14 protein-coding genes are annotated in these 15,136 nt (G+C 65.1%); 3 read left to right on the top strand and 11 right to left on the bottom strand.

Going from position 1 to position 15,136, the window contains the following annotated elements:
* Positions 1–116: 116 nt before the first annotated feature.
* Positions 117–671 (bottom strand): RNA polymerase sigma factor, encoded by a 555-nt coding sequence (locus ShzoTeo12_RS11195; protein WP_119256868.1) that lies wholly within the window; start codon positions 669–671, stop codon positions 117–119.
* Positions 672–678: 7 nt separating this feature from the next.
* Positions 679–792: a NepR family anti-sigma factor gene (locus tag ShzoTeo12_RS11200; RefSeq protein ID WP_162911410.1), complete on the bottom strand. Its 114-nt coding sequence runs from the start codon at positions 790–792 to the stop codon at positions 679–681.
* Between the two features lie 234 nt (positions 793–1,026).
* Between ShzoTeo12_RS11200 and ShzoTeo12_RS11205 the strand changes: the two genes are divergently transcribed.
* Positions 1,027–1,821 carry a response regulator gene (locus tag ShzoTeo12_RS11205; RefSeq protein WP_119256866.1) on the top strand — a complete coding sequence of 265 codons (795 nt, stop codon included), beginning with the start codon at positions 1,027–1,029 and terminating at the stop codon, positions 1,819–1,821.
* Positions 1,822–2,118: 297 nt separating this feature from the next.
* Here ShzoTeo12_RS11205 and ShzoTeo12_RS11210 read toward each other — a convergent pair whose 3' ends face one another.
* The 9 genes from ShzoTeo12_RS11210 to ShzoTeo12_RS11250 form a co-directional block, all read right to left on the bottom strand.
* Positions 2,119–3,699 (bottom strand): FGGY-family carbohydrate kinase, encoded by a 1,581-nt coding sequence (locus ShzoTeo12_RS11210; protein ID WP_318909747.1) that lies wholly within the window; start codon positions 3,697–3,699, stop codon positions 2,119–2,121.
* Entirely contained in the window at positions 3,699–4,391 is a 693-nt protein-coding gene (locus tag ShzoTeo12_RS11215) for an HAD family hydrolase (protein WP_318909748.1), read from the bottom strand. The genes ShzoTeo12_RS11210 and ShzoTeo12_RS11215 overlap by 1 nt, the downstream gene beginning before the upstream one ends.
* 76 nt (positions 4,392–4,467) lie before the next feature.
* Positions 4,468–5,952, bottom strand: a complete 1,485-nt coding sequence (locus ShzoTeo12_RS11220) for a mannitol dehydrogenase family protein (protein ID WP_318909749.1) — start codon at positions 5,950–5,952, stop codon at positions 4,468–4,470.
* 60 nt (positions 5,953–6,012) lie between these two features.
* Positions 6,013–6,786 (bottom strand): L-iditol 2-dehydrogenase, encoded by a 774-nt coding sequence (locus ShzoTeo12_RS11225; protein WP_318909750.1) that lies wholly within the window; start codon positions 6,784–6,786, stop codon positions 6,013–6,015.
* The gene (locus tag ShzoTeo12_RS11230; RefSeq protein WP_119256861.1) at positions 6,783–7,784 is read right to left on the bottom strand and encodes an ABC transporter ATP-binding protein; all 1,002 of its coding nucleotides are present in this window, start codon (positions 7,782–7,784) and stop codon (positions 6,783–6,785) included. Before ShzoTeo12_RS11230 ends, ShzoTeo12_RS11225 begins: the two co-directional genes overlap by 4 nt.
* 13 nt (positions 7,785–7,797) lie before the next feature.
* On the bottom strand, positions 7,798–8,622 hold the full coding sequence (locus tag ShzoTeo12_RS11235) for a carbohydrate ABC transporter permease (RefSeq protein WP_318909751.1): 825 nt from the start codon (positions 8,620–8,622) through the stop codon (positions 7,798–7,800).
* An 11-nt stretch (positions 8,623–8,633) separates the two neighbouring features.
* Complete coding sequence (locus tag ShzoTeo12_RS11240; RefSeq protein ID WP_119256859.1) at positions 8,634–9,506, bottom strand: carbohydrate ABC transporter permease; 873 nt, start codon at positions 9,504–9,506, stop codon at positions 8,634–8,636.
* Positions 9,507–9,763: 257 nt separating this feature from the next.
* Positions 9,764–11,074 (bottom strand): sugar ABC transporter substrate-binding protein, encoded by a 1,311-nt coding sequence (locus ShzoTeo12_RS11245; protein WP_318909752.1) that lies wholly within the window; start codon positions 11,072–11,074, stop codon positions 9,764–9,766.
* A 157-nt stretch (positions 11,075–11,231) separates the two neighbouring features.
* Complete coding sequence (locus ShzoTeo12_RS11250) at positions 11,232–12,185, bottom strand: sugar-binding transcriptional regulator (protein WP_119256857.1); 954 nt, start codon at positions 12,183–12,185, stop codon at positions 11,232–11,234.
* Between the two features lie 257 nt (positions 12,186–12,442).
* On the opposite strand from ShzoTeo12_RS11250, the gene ShzoTeo12_RS11255 reads away from it, so the two are divergent.
* Entirely contained in the window at positions 12,443–13,804 is a 1,362-nt protein-coding gene (locus tag ShzoTeo12_RS11255) for an NAD(P)-dependent oxidoreductase (protein ID WP_318909753.1), read from the top strand.
* Between the two features lie 12 nt (positions 13,805–13,816).
* Complete coding sequence (gene preA / locus ShzoTeo12_RS11260; RefSeq protein WP_318909754.1) at positions 13,817–15,130, top strand: NAD-dependent dihydropyrimidine dehydrogenase subunit PreA; 1,314 nt, start codon at positions 13,817–13,819, stop codon at positions 15,128–15,130.
* Positions 15,131–15,136: the final 6 nt, after the last annotated feature.

Below are 15,136 nucleotides of genomic sequence, written 5' to 3' on the forward strand. Positions count from 1 at the left end.
CCTTTGGTAGGCGATTCCACGTCCGATTTCACCCGCCATGCGAGCAAATGGATGTATTTTCGCCGTTCCCCCTCAATCTTTCCGCCGCCCGCCACGATGACGGGCGGCTTTTGCCATCAGGATGCGAATGCACGAGAGGTGATCGGCGCGGACACGGCGTCCGGACCGTAGTCACTTTCGCCGCTGACCTGCAGAAGCTCCTGCAGGCGCTGGCGGGCACGGTTGACCCGGCTCTTGATCGTGCCGAGGGCGCAGCCGCAGATTTCCGCCGCCTCCTCGTAGGAAAAGCCCGAAGCGCCGACGAGGATGATGGCCTCGCGCTGTTCGTCCGGCAGCTTTTCCAGCGCCTTCTTGAAATCCTGCATGTCCAGCGAGCCGTACTGGGAGGGGTGCTGGGCGAGGTTCTCGGTGAAGATGCCGTCGGAATCCTGCACCTCGCGACCGCGCTTGCGCAGCTTGCTGTAGAGTTCGTTGCGCAGGATCGTGAAGAGCCAGGCCTTCATGTTCGTGCCCATCTCGAACTGCTCCTGCTTCGCCCAGGCTTTCATGATCGTGTCCTGCACGAGATCGTCCGCCTGGTCGTGGCGGCCGATCAGCGAAATGGCGAAGGCACGCAGGCTCGGCAGAACGGCCAGCAGTTCTCGTTTGAAATTGGTCTGGTCCCTGTCCATTGCTTCCTCACTCGGCCCTTTGCACGCTGTTTTCGACAGCATCCAATTTTTCGAGGAGATCCAGGAACCTCTGGGGAAGCGCCTCATCCTGAACCGAATGGTAGAAGGCGCGAAGCTTCATCGCGATCTGCCCGTTCGGATCGTCGGGTTTTCTGGAGGACGTCCCCGCCCTCGTCTGCTTTTCAACACTGTTCACTCTTGGCCACTTTCATCTTTGACGCTCCACGCCCCGGTGAAGATTTCGGCGTGAAAATGCCGCCAGGCGAAAAAAGTTCCCTTCCCCGGAACCTAAATTTGATTGCCGCGTTCAAACCGTCAACTGCCAGTGCAGCAATTCGAGAACAGGGGACAGAATATGCCGATTTCCGACCGCATCGGACCTCATCTTCCGGCGCTTCGCCGTTACGCCCGCGCCCTTACGGGCACCCAGTCCTCCGGCGATGCCTATGTGGCCGCCACTCTGGAAACCATCCTCATCGATCCCTCGACCATGCCGGAAGGCGGAGACGACAAGGCAAGGCTCTTCGGGCTCCTCAGCCGCATCATCGCATCGCTGCCGGTTTCCATGAGCCGGGCCGCCGGCGCCATCGCACCGGGCAAGGAGGCGCCCTTCGATCTTTCCGGCGTGCCGCCGCTCGGCCGGCAGGCCCTGCTGCTCGCGACCGTCGAGGGCTTCTCGGTCGAAAAGACCGCCGATATCCTCGAGGCGGACGCCTCGGACATCCGCGACCTGCTCGACGCCGCCTTCGCGGAAATCGCCGCACAGGCGGAAACGGGCATCATGATCATCGAGGACGAGCCGCTGATCGCGCTCGACCTTGCCCATATGGTCGCCGGCATGGGCCATCGCGTCACCGGCATCGCCCGCACGCAGGCCGAGGCCGAGACGCTGTGGAGCGACAGCCGCCCCGGCCTCGTGCTCGCCGACGTGAAGCTTGCCGACGGTTCCTCCGGCATCGACGCCGTCAACACCATCCTCTCGCGCACGGATATCCCGGTGATCTTCATCACCGCCTACCCGGAGAAGCTCCTGACCGGCGAGCGGCCCGAACCGGCCTTCCTCGTCTCAAAGCCCTTCAATCCCGAACAGGTGAAGGTGCTGATCAACCAGGCTCTCCTCTTTACGCCGCAGACCCGCGCAGCGGCCTGATCTCGCTCCCGGATAGCCGCAGCGGCGGCGCGGCTGGCGGCGGTGGGACGGCACGCCCACCGCCGCCTTTTTTTGCCATGACGACCGTACAGACATGGGCAGGCCCCAAAGAGAAAACAGCCAGCGCCGGGGAGGCACTGGCTGCTTGAGTATCCACGGACCGGAGGGGGACACGGTGTCGTGGTCGTTCACCGGTCGAGGGCCTCGCATTTGGGGGATATGCGCAGACCGGTGACGACCTAGAAACACGCGACGCACGATTTGGTTCCGCCCGGTTGCAAATTTTTCGAGATTTTTTCAGTCGATCGCGTCGAGCTCGGCGCGATGGCGATAGAGCGCCAGGAAGCGCCGGAAATCCCGGTCGTAGCGGGCCTTTCGGGTCGTATCCGGCAGGTATTCCCGCCCGCCCGGATACATGCCGGAGCCCGCCGCCGGCAGGTCCGGATAGAGGCCGCCGGCAACCGCCGCGGCCATCGCCGTGCCGAGCAGCACCGCATCCTGCGTCTGCGGCACGACGAGGCGGCAGCCGGTCACGTCTCGGTAGAGTTCCATCAGCAACGGATTGCGCACATGGCCGCCCGCGACATGGAGCGTATCGAGCGGATAGCCGCCGTCGGCGAGCTTTTCGAGGATATGGCGGATGCCGAGCGCGATGGCGACCGAGGTCCGCCAGTAGAGCCGGCAGAGCCCGTCGAAGGAGGCATCGAGCGCCAGCCCGCTGATCACGCCAAGGGCATGGGGATCGGCGAGCGGCGAACGGTTGCCGTGAAAATCGGGCAGGACATGCAGCCGCTCTGCGAAGGCCTCGCCCTCTTCGGCCCGCAGTTCTCCGATCCGCTCGACGATCCGGGCATGCGTTGCCGCCGTGGGCTCGCCGCCGGCGCTGTGCGTGCCGACGATGTGATCGAGTAGCGCGCCCGCCGCCGACTGGCCGCCCTCCAGCAGCCAGAGGCCCGGCAGGACCGCCTCGTAATAGGGTCCCCACATGCCGTAGCCGAATTTCTTGTCCCGCGCGAAGGCGACGATGCAGCTCGACGTCCCGCCGATCAGCGCAAGCTGCCGCTCCAGCTTTTCCGGCGCGCCGGCGAACGGGCCAAGCACGCCGAAGGCGCCGGCATAGGCATCGATGAGGCCGCTCGCGACCACGCAGTCCGTGTCCAGCCCGAGGTCTTCCGCCGCCCCGGCGGCAAGCCGCCCGACCGCCTCCCCGACGGGCAGGGTCGTTTGCGGCAGCGACCCGCGCTCGCGCACGTCCTCAAGCCCGATCGCGGCGAGGAAATCCTCGCTCCAGGGCCTTTCCGCATGGGAAAGGTAGTTCCATTTGGCCGTCATCGTGCAGCGCGAGCGGGCATTCGAGCCCGTCGCCCGCCAGGTGACGAAATCGGCGAGATCGAAGAAATAGGCGGCCCTCGCCCATTGCCCGGGCCGGTGGCGCTTCAGCCACATGAGCTTCGGCATTTCCATTTCCGGCGACATCACGCGCCCGGAATGGTCAAGCACCGGATGCGCCGTCGCCGTGCAGGCATCGGCCTCCTCCAGCGCCCGGTGGTCGAGCCAGACGATCGTATCCCAGCGCGCGTCATCGCCGGAAACGGCGAGCGGCTTTCCCGCCCCGTCGCGGACGACCAGCGAGCAGGTCGCATCCACGCCAAGCGCGGCGACCCGCGACGGGCGCGCATCCGCCGCCGCGCAGGCACGCCGGACCGCGCCGCAGACGGCGCGCCAGATATCCTCGGAATCGTGTTCGGCATGGTCGGCCGCCGGGCGGCGCATGGCGATCGGATGCTCGGAACGCCCGAGCAGCGCACCGCTCCGGTCGAACACACCGGCGCGGGCACTGCCCGTGCCGATGTCCACCGCAACGATCAGATCGCGCATCAATGCTCTTTCCCGACGTCCTCTTCCTTGCGGACAAACTGTAACAATTCCCGCATGTCGTCAAACAGCGCGTCGGGGCGAAGGTCGAGCAGGGCGTCGCGATGGCGGAGCGTGCGCGCATGGGAGCCGCCGGTGAACGCGACGACCCGCATGCCGGCGGCCTTGGCGGCCATGATGCCGGCGGGGCTGTCCTCCACCACCACGCAGCGCGCGGGGTCCACCCCCATCTCGGCGCTGGCATGCAGGAAGAGATCCGGAGCCGGCTTGCCGTGAACGACCATGCTGGCGCTGAAGATGTTCGGCTCGAAGCGGCCGATGAGGCCGGTCACGGAAAGCGACAGGCGGATGCGCTCGGGCTGGCTGGACGAGGCCACGCAATGGGCGACGCCGAGCGCATCGACGGTCTCGGCGACGCCGGGTATCGGCTGGAGCTCCGAACGGAAGCGCTCGTAGAGCACCTTGCGCATGGCCTCCAGGAAGGCCGCGTCTATCGCAAGGCCGTATTCGTCGTGCAGGATCTCCGACATGCTCTTGAGGCTGCGACCGAGAAAACGCTCGTGCGCCTCCGCCTCGCTCATCGCGACGCCCGCGGCGGCAAGCGCTTCGACAAGAACGGTGATCGAGATGGGTTCGCTGTCGACGAGCACCCCGTCGCAATCGAAGATGACCAGTTCTGTCGCTTTGGCGGCCATGGCGTTCCGTTCCGTTTTCAGGCCCCCGTTGGTACTGTCTGCCCCGCGCGATGAAAAGCCCCGATTGCCGATCTCCTCAATTTGCCAGGCGACCTTCCAGATAGCGCTGCAGCGTCGCGCGCGTTCCCTTTTGCTGGAGGGAGCGGAGCGCATCGGCAAAGCGCTGGCGGAAGAGCTCCGACGTACCGACGGCACCGAAGATGTCCTTCATGTCGAGGAAGGCGAGCGGCTCGTCCCTGGCGGCCGTTGCGGCGGCACGGATGCGGTCGATATTGGGATCGTTGAAGGCGATATCCTTGCCGCTGTCGGTCGTGCCGGCGAGATAATGGCACCAGAGCGCCGAGACCAGCGAGAGGCCGACGACATCCTCGCCGCGCGACAGCCGGTCGGCGGTGGACGGTAGGATGAATTTCGGCTGGCGGTTGGACCCGTCCTGCGCAAGGCGCGGGATGGTGTCGGCGATCTTCGGGTTGGAGAAGCGCCGCTCGATGAGCGCATAATAGTCGTTGAGGTCGGTATCCGGCACGGGCGGGATGACGGGGATGATCTCGTCCCGCTCCAGCTTGGCGAGAAAGGCGCGGATATCCGCATCCTCCATCGCCTCGTGCACGAAATGGATGTCGAGCAGCGCCGCCGGATAGGCGATGGCCGCATGGCCGCCGTTGAGGATGCGGATCTTCATGTGCTCGTAGGGCGCGACATCCGGCACGAACTGCACGCCGGCCTTTTCCAGCGCCGGGCGGCCTTGCGGGAAATGATCCTCCAGCACCCATTGCTTGAATTCCTCGCAGAAGACCGGCCAGGCATCGTCGATACCGTAGTCGTCGGCGGCGATGCCGATCTCGCGCGGTCCGGTGGCGGGCGTGATGCGGTCGACCATGCCGTTCGGGAAGGCGACATTGGCGTCGATCCAGTCGGCGAGCGCCGGATCGGAAAGGCGGGCGAGGCCGGAGACGGCGGCGTGCGTGACCTCGCCATTGCCGGGAATGTTGTCGCAGGACATGACCGTATAGGGCGGGATGCCCTTCTCCCGGCGCGCCTTGAGCCCTGCGAGGATGAGGCCGAAGACGGTCTTCGGATCGCCGGGATTGGCGGCGTCGGCGGCAATCGCCGGATGCGTCGGATCGAAGACGCCGGAGGCCGGATCGATGAAATAGCCGCCCTCGGTGATGGTCAGCGAGACGATGCGGATCGCCGGGTCCGAGAGCTGAGCGATAGTCGCCGTGGCATTGCCGGGGGCGAGGTAGCCGATCATCGCGCCGGTGACGCGAGCGCCGGAGCGGTTGTTGTCCTGCTCGACCACGGTCGTCAGGAAATCCTGGCCCGCGAGCTTGTCGCGCATTGCCGCATCGGAGGGCAGCACGCCAGCGCCGATGATCGCCCAGTCATGGTCGAGGCCGAGATTGAAGAGGTCGTCGAGATAGACCGCCTGATGCGCCCGGTGGAAATTGCCGACGCCGAAATGGACGATGCCGGCCGCAAGGCTGCCGCGCTCATAGGCGGGCACGCTTGCCGTCCTGGCGATTTCCCTGAGATTGGCGAGCGACAGTTTCGTGGTCATGGTCCATTCCTTCCGGTCTGTCCGGTCATCTCTCTTGCCGGGTCCGCGTTCGGCGCGGGCTCAGCTCATCCAGTTGCCGCCATCGACATTGTAGGTCTGGGCGACGACGTAGTTGCTCTCCTGCGAGGCCAGGAAGATCGCCATGCCGGTGAGGTCGTCCGCCGTTCCCATGCGGCCGAAGGGCACTTCGGCGCCGACGAGGCGCTTCTTCTCGCCGAGCGGCCGGTTCTCGTATTTCGCGAAGAGCGCGTCGACGCCGTCCCAGTGCTCGCCGTCGACCACGCCGGGGGCAATGGCATTGACGTTGATGCCGTGCCTGATGAGGTTCAGCCCGGCCGACTGGGTCAGGCTGATGACGGCCGCCTTGGTGGCGCAGTAGATGGCGACGAGCGCCTCGCCGCGCCGGCCGGCCTGGCTCGCCATGTTGACGATCTTGCCGCCGCGGCCCTGCGCAATCATCTGTTTCGCCGCAGCTTGCATTGTGAAAAGCGTGCCGGCGACATTGATCGAGAACAGCCTGTCGTAGCTCTCCCGCGTGATCTCGACGATCGGCGCGAGATCGAAGAGGGCGGCGTTGTTGACGAGGATGTCGAGCCTGCCGGCCTCCTTCACGCAAGCCCCGATGGCCGCGTCGATGGACTCCTGCCGCGTCACGTCCATCTGGATCGCATAGGCCGCGGGGCCGATCTCCTTCGCGGTCGCCTCGGCCCGCTCGATATTGATGTCGGCGATGGCGACGCGCGCGCCCTCCCGGACATAGGCCTCCGCGAAGGCGCGGCCGATACCCCGCGCCGATCCGGTGATCAGCGCGCTCTTGCCTTCCAGTCTGTTCATCGGATCGCCATTCCCTTGTCGTCGAAGCGGTGGATGCGGGTCTCGTCCGGCGTCAGGTAGACGGTGTCGCCATGGGTGACGGGGAAGCCGCCGTCCGCGCGCACCGTCATCGTGCCGACGCCGTCGACATTGACATGCAGGAACGTGTCGGAGCCGAGATGCTCGGCGACGCCGACGACGCCCTTCCATGTGCCGCTCTCCTTGGAGAGCTTCAGGTGCTCCGGACGGATGCCGGCGGTCGGCGCGTTCCAGGGCCTTGCCGCCTCGCCCGTGACGAAGTTCATGCGCGGGGAGCCGATGAAGCCGGCGACGAAGAGGTTGTCCGGCTTGTTGTAGAGATCGAGCGGCGAGCCGACCTGCTCGATATTGCCGGCATTCAGCACCACGATCTTGTCGGCCATAGTCATGGCCTCCACCTGGTCGTGGGTGACGTAGATCATCGTGGTCTTGAGCTGGTGATGAAGCTCGCTGATTTCGAGCCGCATCGTGCCGCGCAGCGCCGCGTCGAGGTTGGACAGCGGCTCGTCGAATAAAAAGGCCGACGGTTCGCGCACGATGGCGCGGCCGATGGCCACGCGCTGGCGCTGACCGCCGGAAAGCTGACCCGGCCGCCGCTCCAGGTAGTTGGTGAGGTTCAGCACGCGGGCTGCTTCCGTCACCTTCCTGTCGATCGCCGCCTGATCCATCTTCGCCATTTTCAGCGGGAAGGCGATGTTCTTGGCGACGCTCATATGCGGATAGAGCGCATAGGACTGGAACACCATGGCGAGCCCGCGCTTGGCGGGGGCGGCGGCGGTGACGTCCTTGCCGTCGATCTCGATTGCGCCGCTCGTCGTGTCCTCCAGGCCCGCGATGAGGCGCAAGAGCGTGGACTTGCCGCAGCCCGACGGGCCGACGAAGACCACGAACTCGCCGTCCTCGATGGTGAGGTCGATGCCCGGAATGACCTGCGTGGCGCCGAAGGACTTGTTGACTTTCTTCAGGATGATCTTGCCCATGAGTTCCCTCCCCTTACTTCACGGCGCCGAAGGTCAGGCCGCGGACAAGCTGTTTCTGGCTGAACCATCCCATGATGAGGATGGGGGCGATGGCGAGCGTGGATGCCGCCGAGAGTTTCGCCCAGAACAACCCTTGCGGACTTGAGAACGAGGCGATGAAGGCCGTGAGCGGCGCGGCGTTGGTCGTCGTCAGGCGGATCGTCCAGAAGGATTCGTTCCAGGCGAGGATGATGTTGAGCAGCAGCGTCGAGGCGATGCCCGGCACCGCCATCGGCGTCAGCACATGCACGATCTCGCCCCAGAGCGTCGCCCCGTCCATGCGTGCCGCTTCCAGGATTTCGCCGGGGATCTCGCGGAAGTAGGTGTAGAGCATCCACACGACGATCGGCAGGTTGATCAGCGTCAGCATGACGGTGAGGCCGAAGCGCGTGTCGAGAAGGCCCGTGTCGCGGAAGATCAGGTAGATCGGCACCAGGACGGCGACGGCCGGCATCATCTTGGTCGAGAGCATCCACATCAGGATGTCCTTGGTCCGGCGCGTCGGCGCGAAGGCCATCGACCAGGCGGCGGGGATGGCGACGATAAGCGCCAGCAGCGTGGACCCGACGGAGATGACCACCGAGTTCATGAAGGGCTTGAGATAGTCGCGCTGGGTCTGCACCATCACGTAGCTTTCCAGCGTGAAGGACGGGATGAGGCTGAAGCCCTTGATCGCCTCCGGCTCCGTCTTCAGCGAGGTGATGACGGTATAGAGGATCGGGAAGAAGATGATCAGCGCGACGATCCAGGCGGCGATCGTGGCCACAACCTTGTGGCGGGTCGAAACGGCTCTTGCCATGGCTTCTCTCCCTACTTGTCCAGGTTCTTGCCGACGGCGCGCATCAGGAAGATGGCGACGATATTGGCGAGGATGACGGCGATGATGCCGCCGGCGGAGGCGCCGCCCACGTCGTAGCCGAGAAGCGCGGTGCGGTAGATCAGGAAGGCGAGGTTCGTCGAGGCATAGCCCGGCCCGCCATTGGTGGTGACGAGGATTTCCGCATAGACGCCGAGCAGGAAGATCGTCTGGATGAGGATGACGACCGTGATGGCACGCGCGAGATGCGGCAGCGTCAGGTAGATGAAGCGCGACACGAAGCCGGCACCGTCCATCTCGGCCGCTTCCTTCTGCTCGCCGTCGAGCGATTGCAGGGCGGTCAGCAGGATGAGCGTCGCAAACGGCAGCCATTGCCAGGCGACGATGATGATGATGGAGAGCAGCGGGAACTGGGCGAACCAGTCGATGGGCTGGAAGCCGAAGGCGCGGTTGATATCCGCAAGCACCCCGTAGCCCGGATGCATGATCATGTTCTTCCAGACGAGCGCCGCCACCGGCGGCATGACGAAGAAGGGCGAGATGATCATGATGCGCACGATCCCCTGCCCCCAGACGGGCTGGTCGAGCAGTAGCGCGATGGCGATCCCGCCGACGACGGTGATGAGCAGCACCCCGCCGACGATCATCAGCGTATTCCAGATCGACTGGAAGAAGGCCGGATCGGTATAGAAGAACTGGTAGTTGAAGAGCCCCGTCCAGCTGACATTCGCCGGGTTCAGCAGGTTGTAGTTCTGGAACGAGAACCACAGCGTCATCGCCAGCGGCACGATCATCCAGATCAGAAGCAAGCCCACAGAGGGCGCCAACATCAGCCGCGCAAGCCCGCGCGTATTCTCCGTCGCCATGATTTCCTCCCGAGGGCCGGTGCGGCCGGCCGATGCTGTCAGATCATATATGCCACGGCAGGGCCGCCCCTCATCCCCCTGCCGGGACCTTCTCCCCGCAAGCGGGGAGAAGGAGGAAAACGGTGAGCCCACCCCTCCTCGCCCCGTTTACGGGGAGAGGATGCCGGCAGGCAGGTGAGGGGCAAATACCGGATGCAGTCCCCGCGTCCTCGGCTGCCCGGAACGCATTCCGGGCAGCCCGTCCTTGGGGAGGAGGTTTACTTGATGTAGCCGGCGCGGGTCATTTCGCGCACGGCCGTCGTCTGGGCCTGTGCCAGCGCGTCGTCCACGGAGGACTGGCCTGCGAGCACGGCCGAGAAGAGCTGGCCGACCGTCGTGCCGAGACCCTGGAATTCCGGGATCGCGACGAACTGGCCACCCGTATAGGGCACCGGCTTGACCGAGGGCTTGGTGATGTCCGCCGCATCCATCGCCGCAAGGGTCGGAGCCGCGAAGGGCGCTGCCTTCTCGTATTCGGCGTTCTTGTAGAGCGAGGTGCGCGTGCCCGGAGGAACGTTCGCCCAGCCTTCCTTGCTGGCGACGAGCTCGGTGTAGCCCTTGCCGGTCGCCCAGGCGATGAACTTCTGCGCGGCTTCCGCCTTGGTCGAGCTTGCCGGAATGGCGAGGTTCCACGACCACAGCCAATGGCCATGGTTGCCGTTACCCGTATCCGGGAAGATCGCGTAGCCGACCTTGTCGGCGACCGTCGAATCCTTCGGGTTGGAAACGAAGGAAGCGGCGACCGTCGCGTCGATCCACATGCCGCACTTGCCCTGCTGGAAGAGCGTCAGGTTCTCGTTGAAGCCGTTGGACGAGGCGCCCTGCGGGCCGGCATCCTTCATCAGGTCGACATAGAACTGGAGGGAGGCCTTCCACTCCGGCTGGTCGAACTGCGGCTGCCACTTCTCGTCGAACCAGCGGCCGCCGAAGGAGTTGTTGAGCGCGGAGAGGAACGCCATGTTCTCGCCCCAGCCGGCCTTGCCGCGAAGGCAGATGCCGTTGATGTCGGCGCTGCGGTCGGTGATCTTGCGGGCGGCATCGCCGATGAATTCCCAGGTCGGGGAATCGGGCATCTTGAGGCCGGCCTTCTCGAACAGGTCCTTGCGGTACATGATCATGGCGGATTCGCCGTAGAACGGCGCGGCATAGAGCTTGCCGTCGACGGAAAGGCCGCCGCGGATCGCCGGCAGGAGGTCGTCGACGTCGTAGTTATCGCCGAGGCCGTCGAGCGCGACCAGCCAGCCCTGCTTCGCCCAGATCGGAACTTCGTAGTTGCCGATCGTGACGATGTCGTACTGGCCGCCCTTCGTCGCGATGTCGGTCGTGACGCGCTCGCGCAGCACGTTTTCCTCGAGCGTCACCCACTCGAGCTGAATGTCCGGATTCTTGGTGGTGAAGTCTTCCGTCAGCCCCTGCATGCGGATCATGTCGCCGTTGTTGACGGTAGCGATCGTGAGGGTTTCGGCATTGGCGAAACCGGCAAGAAGAGCAGCCGAGCAGGTGCCCAGCAGAAGGGTTCTCAAATTCATCATCTTCCTCCCAGAAGGGTTATGAGCATTTGCTTCGCTCATGGGCAATTACTCACACAATGCCGCAGGAAGTCAACGACCATTCGTTGCTGCAATGCACAATGCACGCAGCCATGCCTTGAATCTCATGGAAAATTTCTGCCGGGCGAAAACGCCGTCAGGCCGAAAGCAGGTCGCGCGCCGTCGCTTCGTCGGTGATCACGCCATTGATCATGCGGCCCCTGAGGGCGGCGAGAAGGGCGGCATATTTGCGCTTGCCCTTGGCAAGGCCGATGACCGTGGTCGTCTCGCGCGGCGGCAGCGGCACGGAGGCGACGCGCTCGTTGATGCTGCCGTCGAGCAGCCTGCCATTGCTGTCGAACATCCAGCCGCAGATCTCCCCGGCCGCGCCCTCCTCCATCAGCCGCGCCATCTCTTCCGGATCGAGGAAGCCGTCGAGGCAAAGCGGCGCGTCGGCGCCGAGCTCGCCGATGCCGACGAAGGCGACATCGGCCTCGCGGCCGAGCTGAAGCGTCGACTGCACGAGGCTCTGCCGGTGCAGGAGATCGCGCTCCTCCGTCGAGGAGACGAGGACGGGCAGCGGCATCGGATAGTGCCGGGCCTTCACCGCGTCGGCCATGGAGAAGATGACGTTGTAATAGGCGGCCGAGCCGTCCGGCCCGATATTGCCGGTGAGAGACAGGATACGGTGCTGCGGGCACTCCATCGCCGGAAGCTGGTCGATCGCCGCCTTCAGCGTGCGCCCCGTACCGACGGCGAGCACGATGGGCTCGCTCTTCTTCAGCCAGCGCTCGATCTCCGCCGCCCCCGCCTCGGCGATGCCGATCGTCGTGGAGGTAGAGCCCGGATCGCTCGGTACGATATCGACATGCACGAGGCCGAATTTCCGCTTGAGCGCTTCGCCCAGCTCCAGGCATTCGGCGATGGGATGGTCGAGGCGCACCTTGATCAGCCGCTCGGCGACGGCGAGCGACACGAGGCGCTGCGCCGACTGGCGGGAAATGCCCATGGCCGAGGCGATCTCGTCCTGCGTGCGGCCGGCGACATAGTAGAGCCAGCCGGCCCTTGCCGCATCGTCCAGCCGCCCGGCTGTTTCCGTCCGCTTCGCCATCGTCTACCCCGTTCGTTTCATAAGATTTGCTGCATCTTTTCCCCCGGCCTGTCAAACGCCGCGTGATGGCGCAGGAAAGACAGGCAAGGCCGCACGGCTTTATTGACGTCGCAAAAAGACAACCGGATTACTCATGTTTATTTTCGCTGCAACCATTGAAAAACCAGCATTTCTTTTGAAGTTTTACCGTTTGATAAAAAAATAAAGCTGGGTTACCGTTCTTCTATTCAAAAAGCCCACTCGAATGGGAGATAACTATGGGAACGACGCAATCTGGGATTCATCGGGGGCGTCTTGCGCCGGCCGAATACGAGACGAACTTTTCCGACCTCCACCCGCGCCTCGACGACCATGAGGCGCTGGTCGCAGCCGACCGCTGCTACTTCTGCTACGACGCGCCGTGCATGACGGCCTGTCCCACCTCCATCGACATTCCGCTGTTCATCCGCCAGATCTCGACGGGCAACCCGATCGGTTCGGCGAAGACCATCTTCGACCAGAACATCCTCGGCGGCATGTGCGCCCGCGTCTGTCCCACCGAGACGCTCTGCGAGCAGGCCTGCGTGCGCAACACCGCCGAGCATCGCCCCGTCGAGATCGGTCGTCTCCAGCGCTACGCGACCGACGTCGCGATGACGGAGAACCAGCATTTCTACGAGCGCGCGGCGCACACCGGCAAGGCCGTGGCGGTCGTCGGCGCCGGGCCGGCGGGCCTTGCCTGCGCCCACCGCCTCGCCATGAACGGCCATGACGTCGTGATCTTCGAGGCGCGCGAGAAGGCCGGCGGCCTCAACGAATACGGCATCGCCACCTACAAGGCCGTCGACGATTTCGCCCGGCGCGAGGTCGACTACGTGCTTGCCATCGGCGGCATCGAGGTGAAGAACGGCCTGAAGCTCGGCCGTGACTTCACGCTTGCCGACCTCACCTCCAATTTCGACGCCGTCTTCCTCGGCATGGGCCTTGCCGGCGTCAACGCGCTCGGCGCGGAAGGCGAAAACCTTCCGGGCGTGGTGGATGCCGTCGATTTCATCGCCGAACTGCGGCAGGCCGAAGACAAGGCGAGCGTACCGGTCGGCCGGCGCGTCGTCGTCATCGGCGGCGGCATGACGGCCATCGACGCCGCCGTGCAGGCAAAGCTCCTCGGCGCGGAAGAGGTGACGATCTGCTACCGCCGCGGCAAGGAGCACATGAACGCCTCGCCCTTCGAGCAGGACCTCGCCGCCTCCAAGGGCGTGATGATCCGCCACTGGCTCCAGCCGAAGCGCGTCATCGCCCGCGACGGCCATGTCGCCGGCATCGAGGTGGAATATACCGAGATGCGCGACGGCAGGCTCGTCGGCACCGGCGAGACCGGGGCGCTCGCCGCCGACCAGATCTTCAAGGCCATCGGCCAGACCTTCGAGGCGGCCGGGCTCGGCCTGCTCGCCATGGCCGGCAACCGCATCGCCGTCGATGCCGAGGGCCGCACCTCCGTTCCCAATGTCTGGGCCGGTGGCGACTGCGTGAAGGCCGGCGAGGACCTGACGGTCACCTCTGTCGCGCAAGGGCGCGACGCGGCCGATTCAATCAACCGCATGCTGGCTGCCGGCGCGCAGCCTTCCGTTGCCGTCGCTTGAGGGAGATGAGACATGGCTGATCTTCGCAACAACTTCGTCGGCATCAAGTCGCCCAATCCGTTCTGGCTGGCCTCCGCGCCGCCGACCGACAAGGCCTACAATGTCGAGCGCGCCTTCAAGGCGGGCTGGGGCGGCGTGGTCTGGAAGACGCTCGGCGAGGAAGGCCCGCCGGTCGTCAACGTCAACGGCCCGCGCTACGGCGCGATCTGGGGCGCCGACCGCCGCCTCCTCGGCCTCAACAATATCGAGCTCATCACCGACCGCGATCTCTACACGAACCTGATCGAGATGAAGCAGGTCAAGATGAACTGGCCGGACCGGGCGCTGATCGCCTCGATCATGGTGCCCTGCGAGGAGGAGAGCTGGAAGGCGATCCTGCCACTGGTGGAAGAGACCGGCGCCGACGGCATCGAGCTGAACTTCGGCTGTCCGCACGGCATGTCCGAGCGCGGCATGGGCGCGGCGGTCGGGCAGGTGCCGGAATATATCGAGATGGTCGTGCGCTGGTGCAAGCAGTACACCCGCATGCCCGTCATCACCAAGCTGACGCCCAACATCACCGACATCCGCAAGCCCGCCCGCGCGGCCAAAGCCGGCGGCACCGACGCCGTGTCGCTGATCAACACGATCAACTCCATCGTGTCGGTCGATCTCGACAGCTTCGCCCCGAACCCGACGGTCGGCGGCAAGGGCACCCATGGCGGCTATTGCGGCCCGGCGGTCAAGCCCATCGCGCTCAACATGGTGGCCGAGATCGCCCGCGACCCGGAAACCTACGGCCTGCCGATCTCCGGCATCGGCGGCGTGACGACCTGGCGGGACGCCGCCGAGTTCCTGGCGCTCGGTGCAGGCAACGTGCAGGTCTGCACGGCAGCCATGACCTACGGCTTCAAGATCGTCCAAGAGATGATCTCAGGCCTTTCCGACTGGATGGACGCCAAGGGCCACCGCAGCCTCGACGACATCTGCGGCCGCGCCGTGCCGAACGTCACGGACTGGCAGTATCTCAACCTCAACTACATCGCCAAAGCCCATATCGACCAGGATGCCTGCATCAAGTGCGGCCGCTGCCACATCGCCTGCGAGGACACCTCGCACCAGGCGATCACCCAGTTCGTCGAGGGCGTCCGGCATTTCGAGGTGATGGAGGACGAGTGCGTCGGCTGCAATCTCTGCGTCAACGTCTGCCCGGTCGAGAACTGCATCACCATGGTCGGCCTTGAACCCGGCACGCTCGACCAGCGCACCGGCAAGCCGGTCGACCCGAACTACGCCAACTGGACGACCCATCCGAACAACCCGGCGGCCCGCCAGGCAGCGGAGTAAGCCAAC

This window comes from Shinella zoogloeoides, from assembly GCF_033705735.1.
GTDB lineage: Bacteria > Pseudomonadota > Alphaproteobacteria > Rhizobiales > Rhizobiaceae > Shinella > Shinella zoogloeoides_A.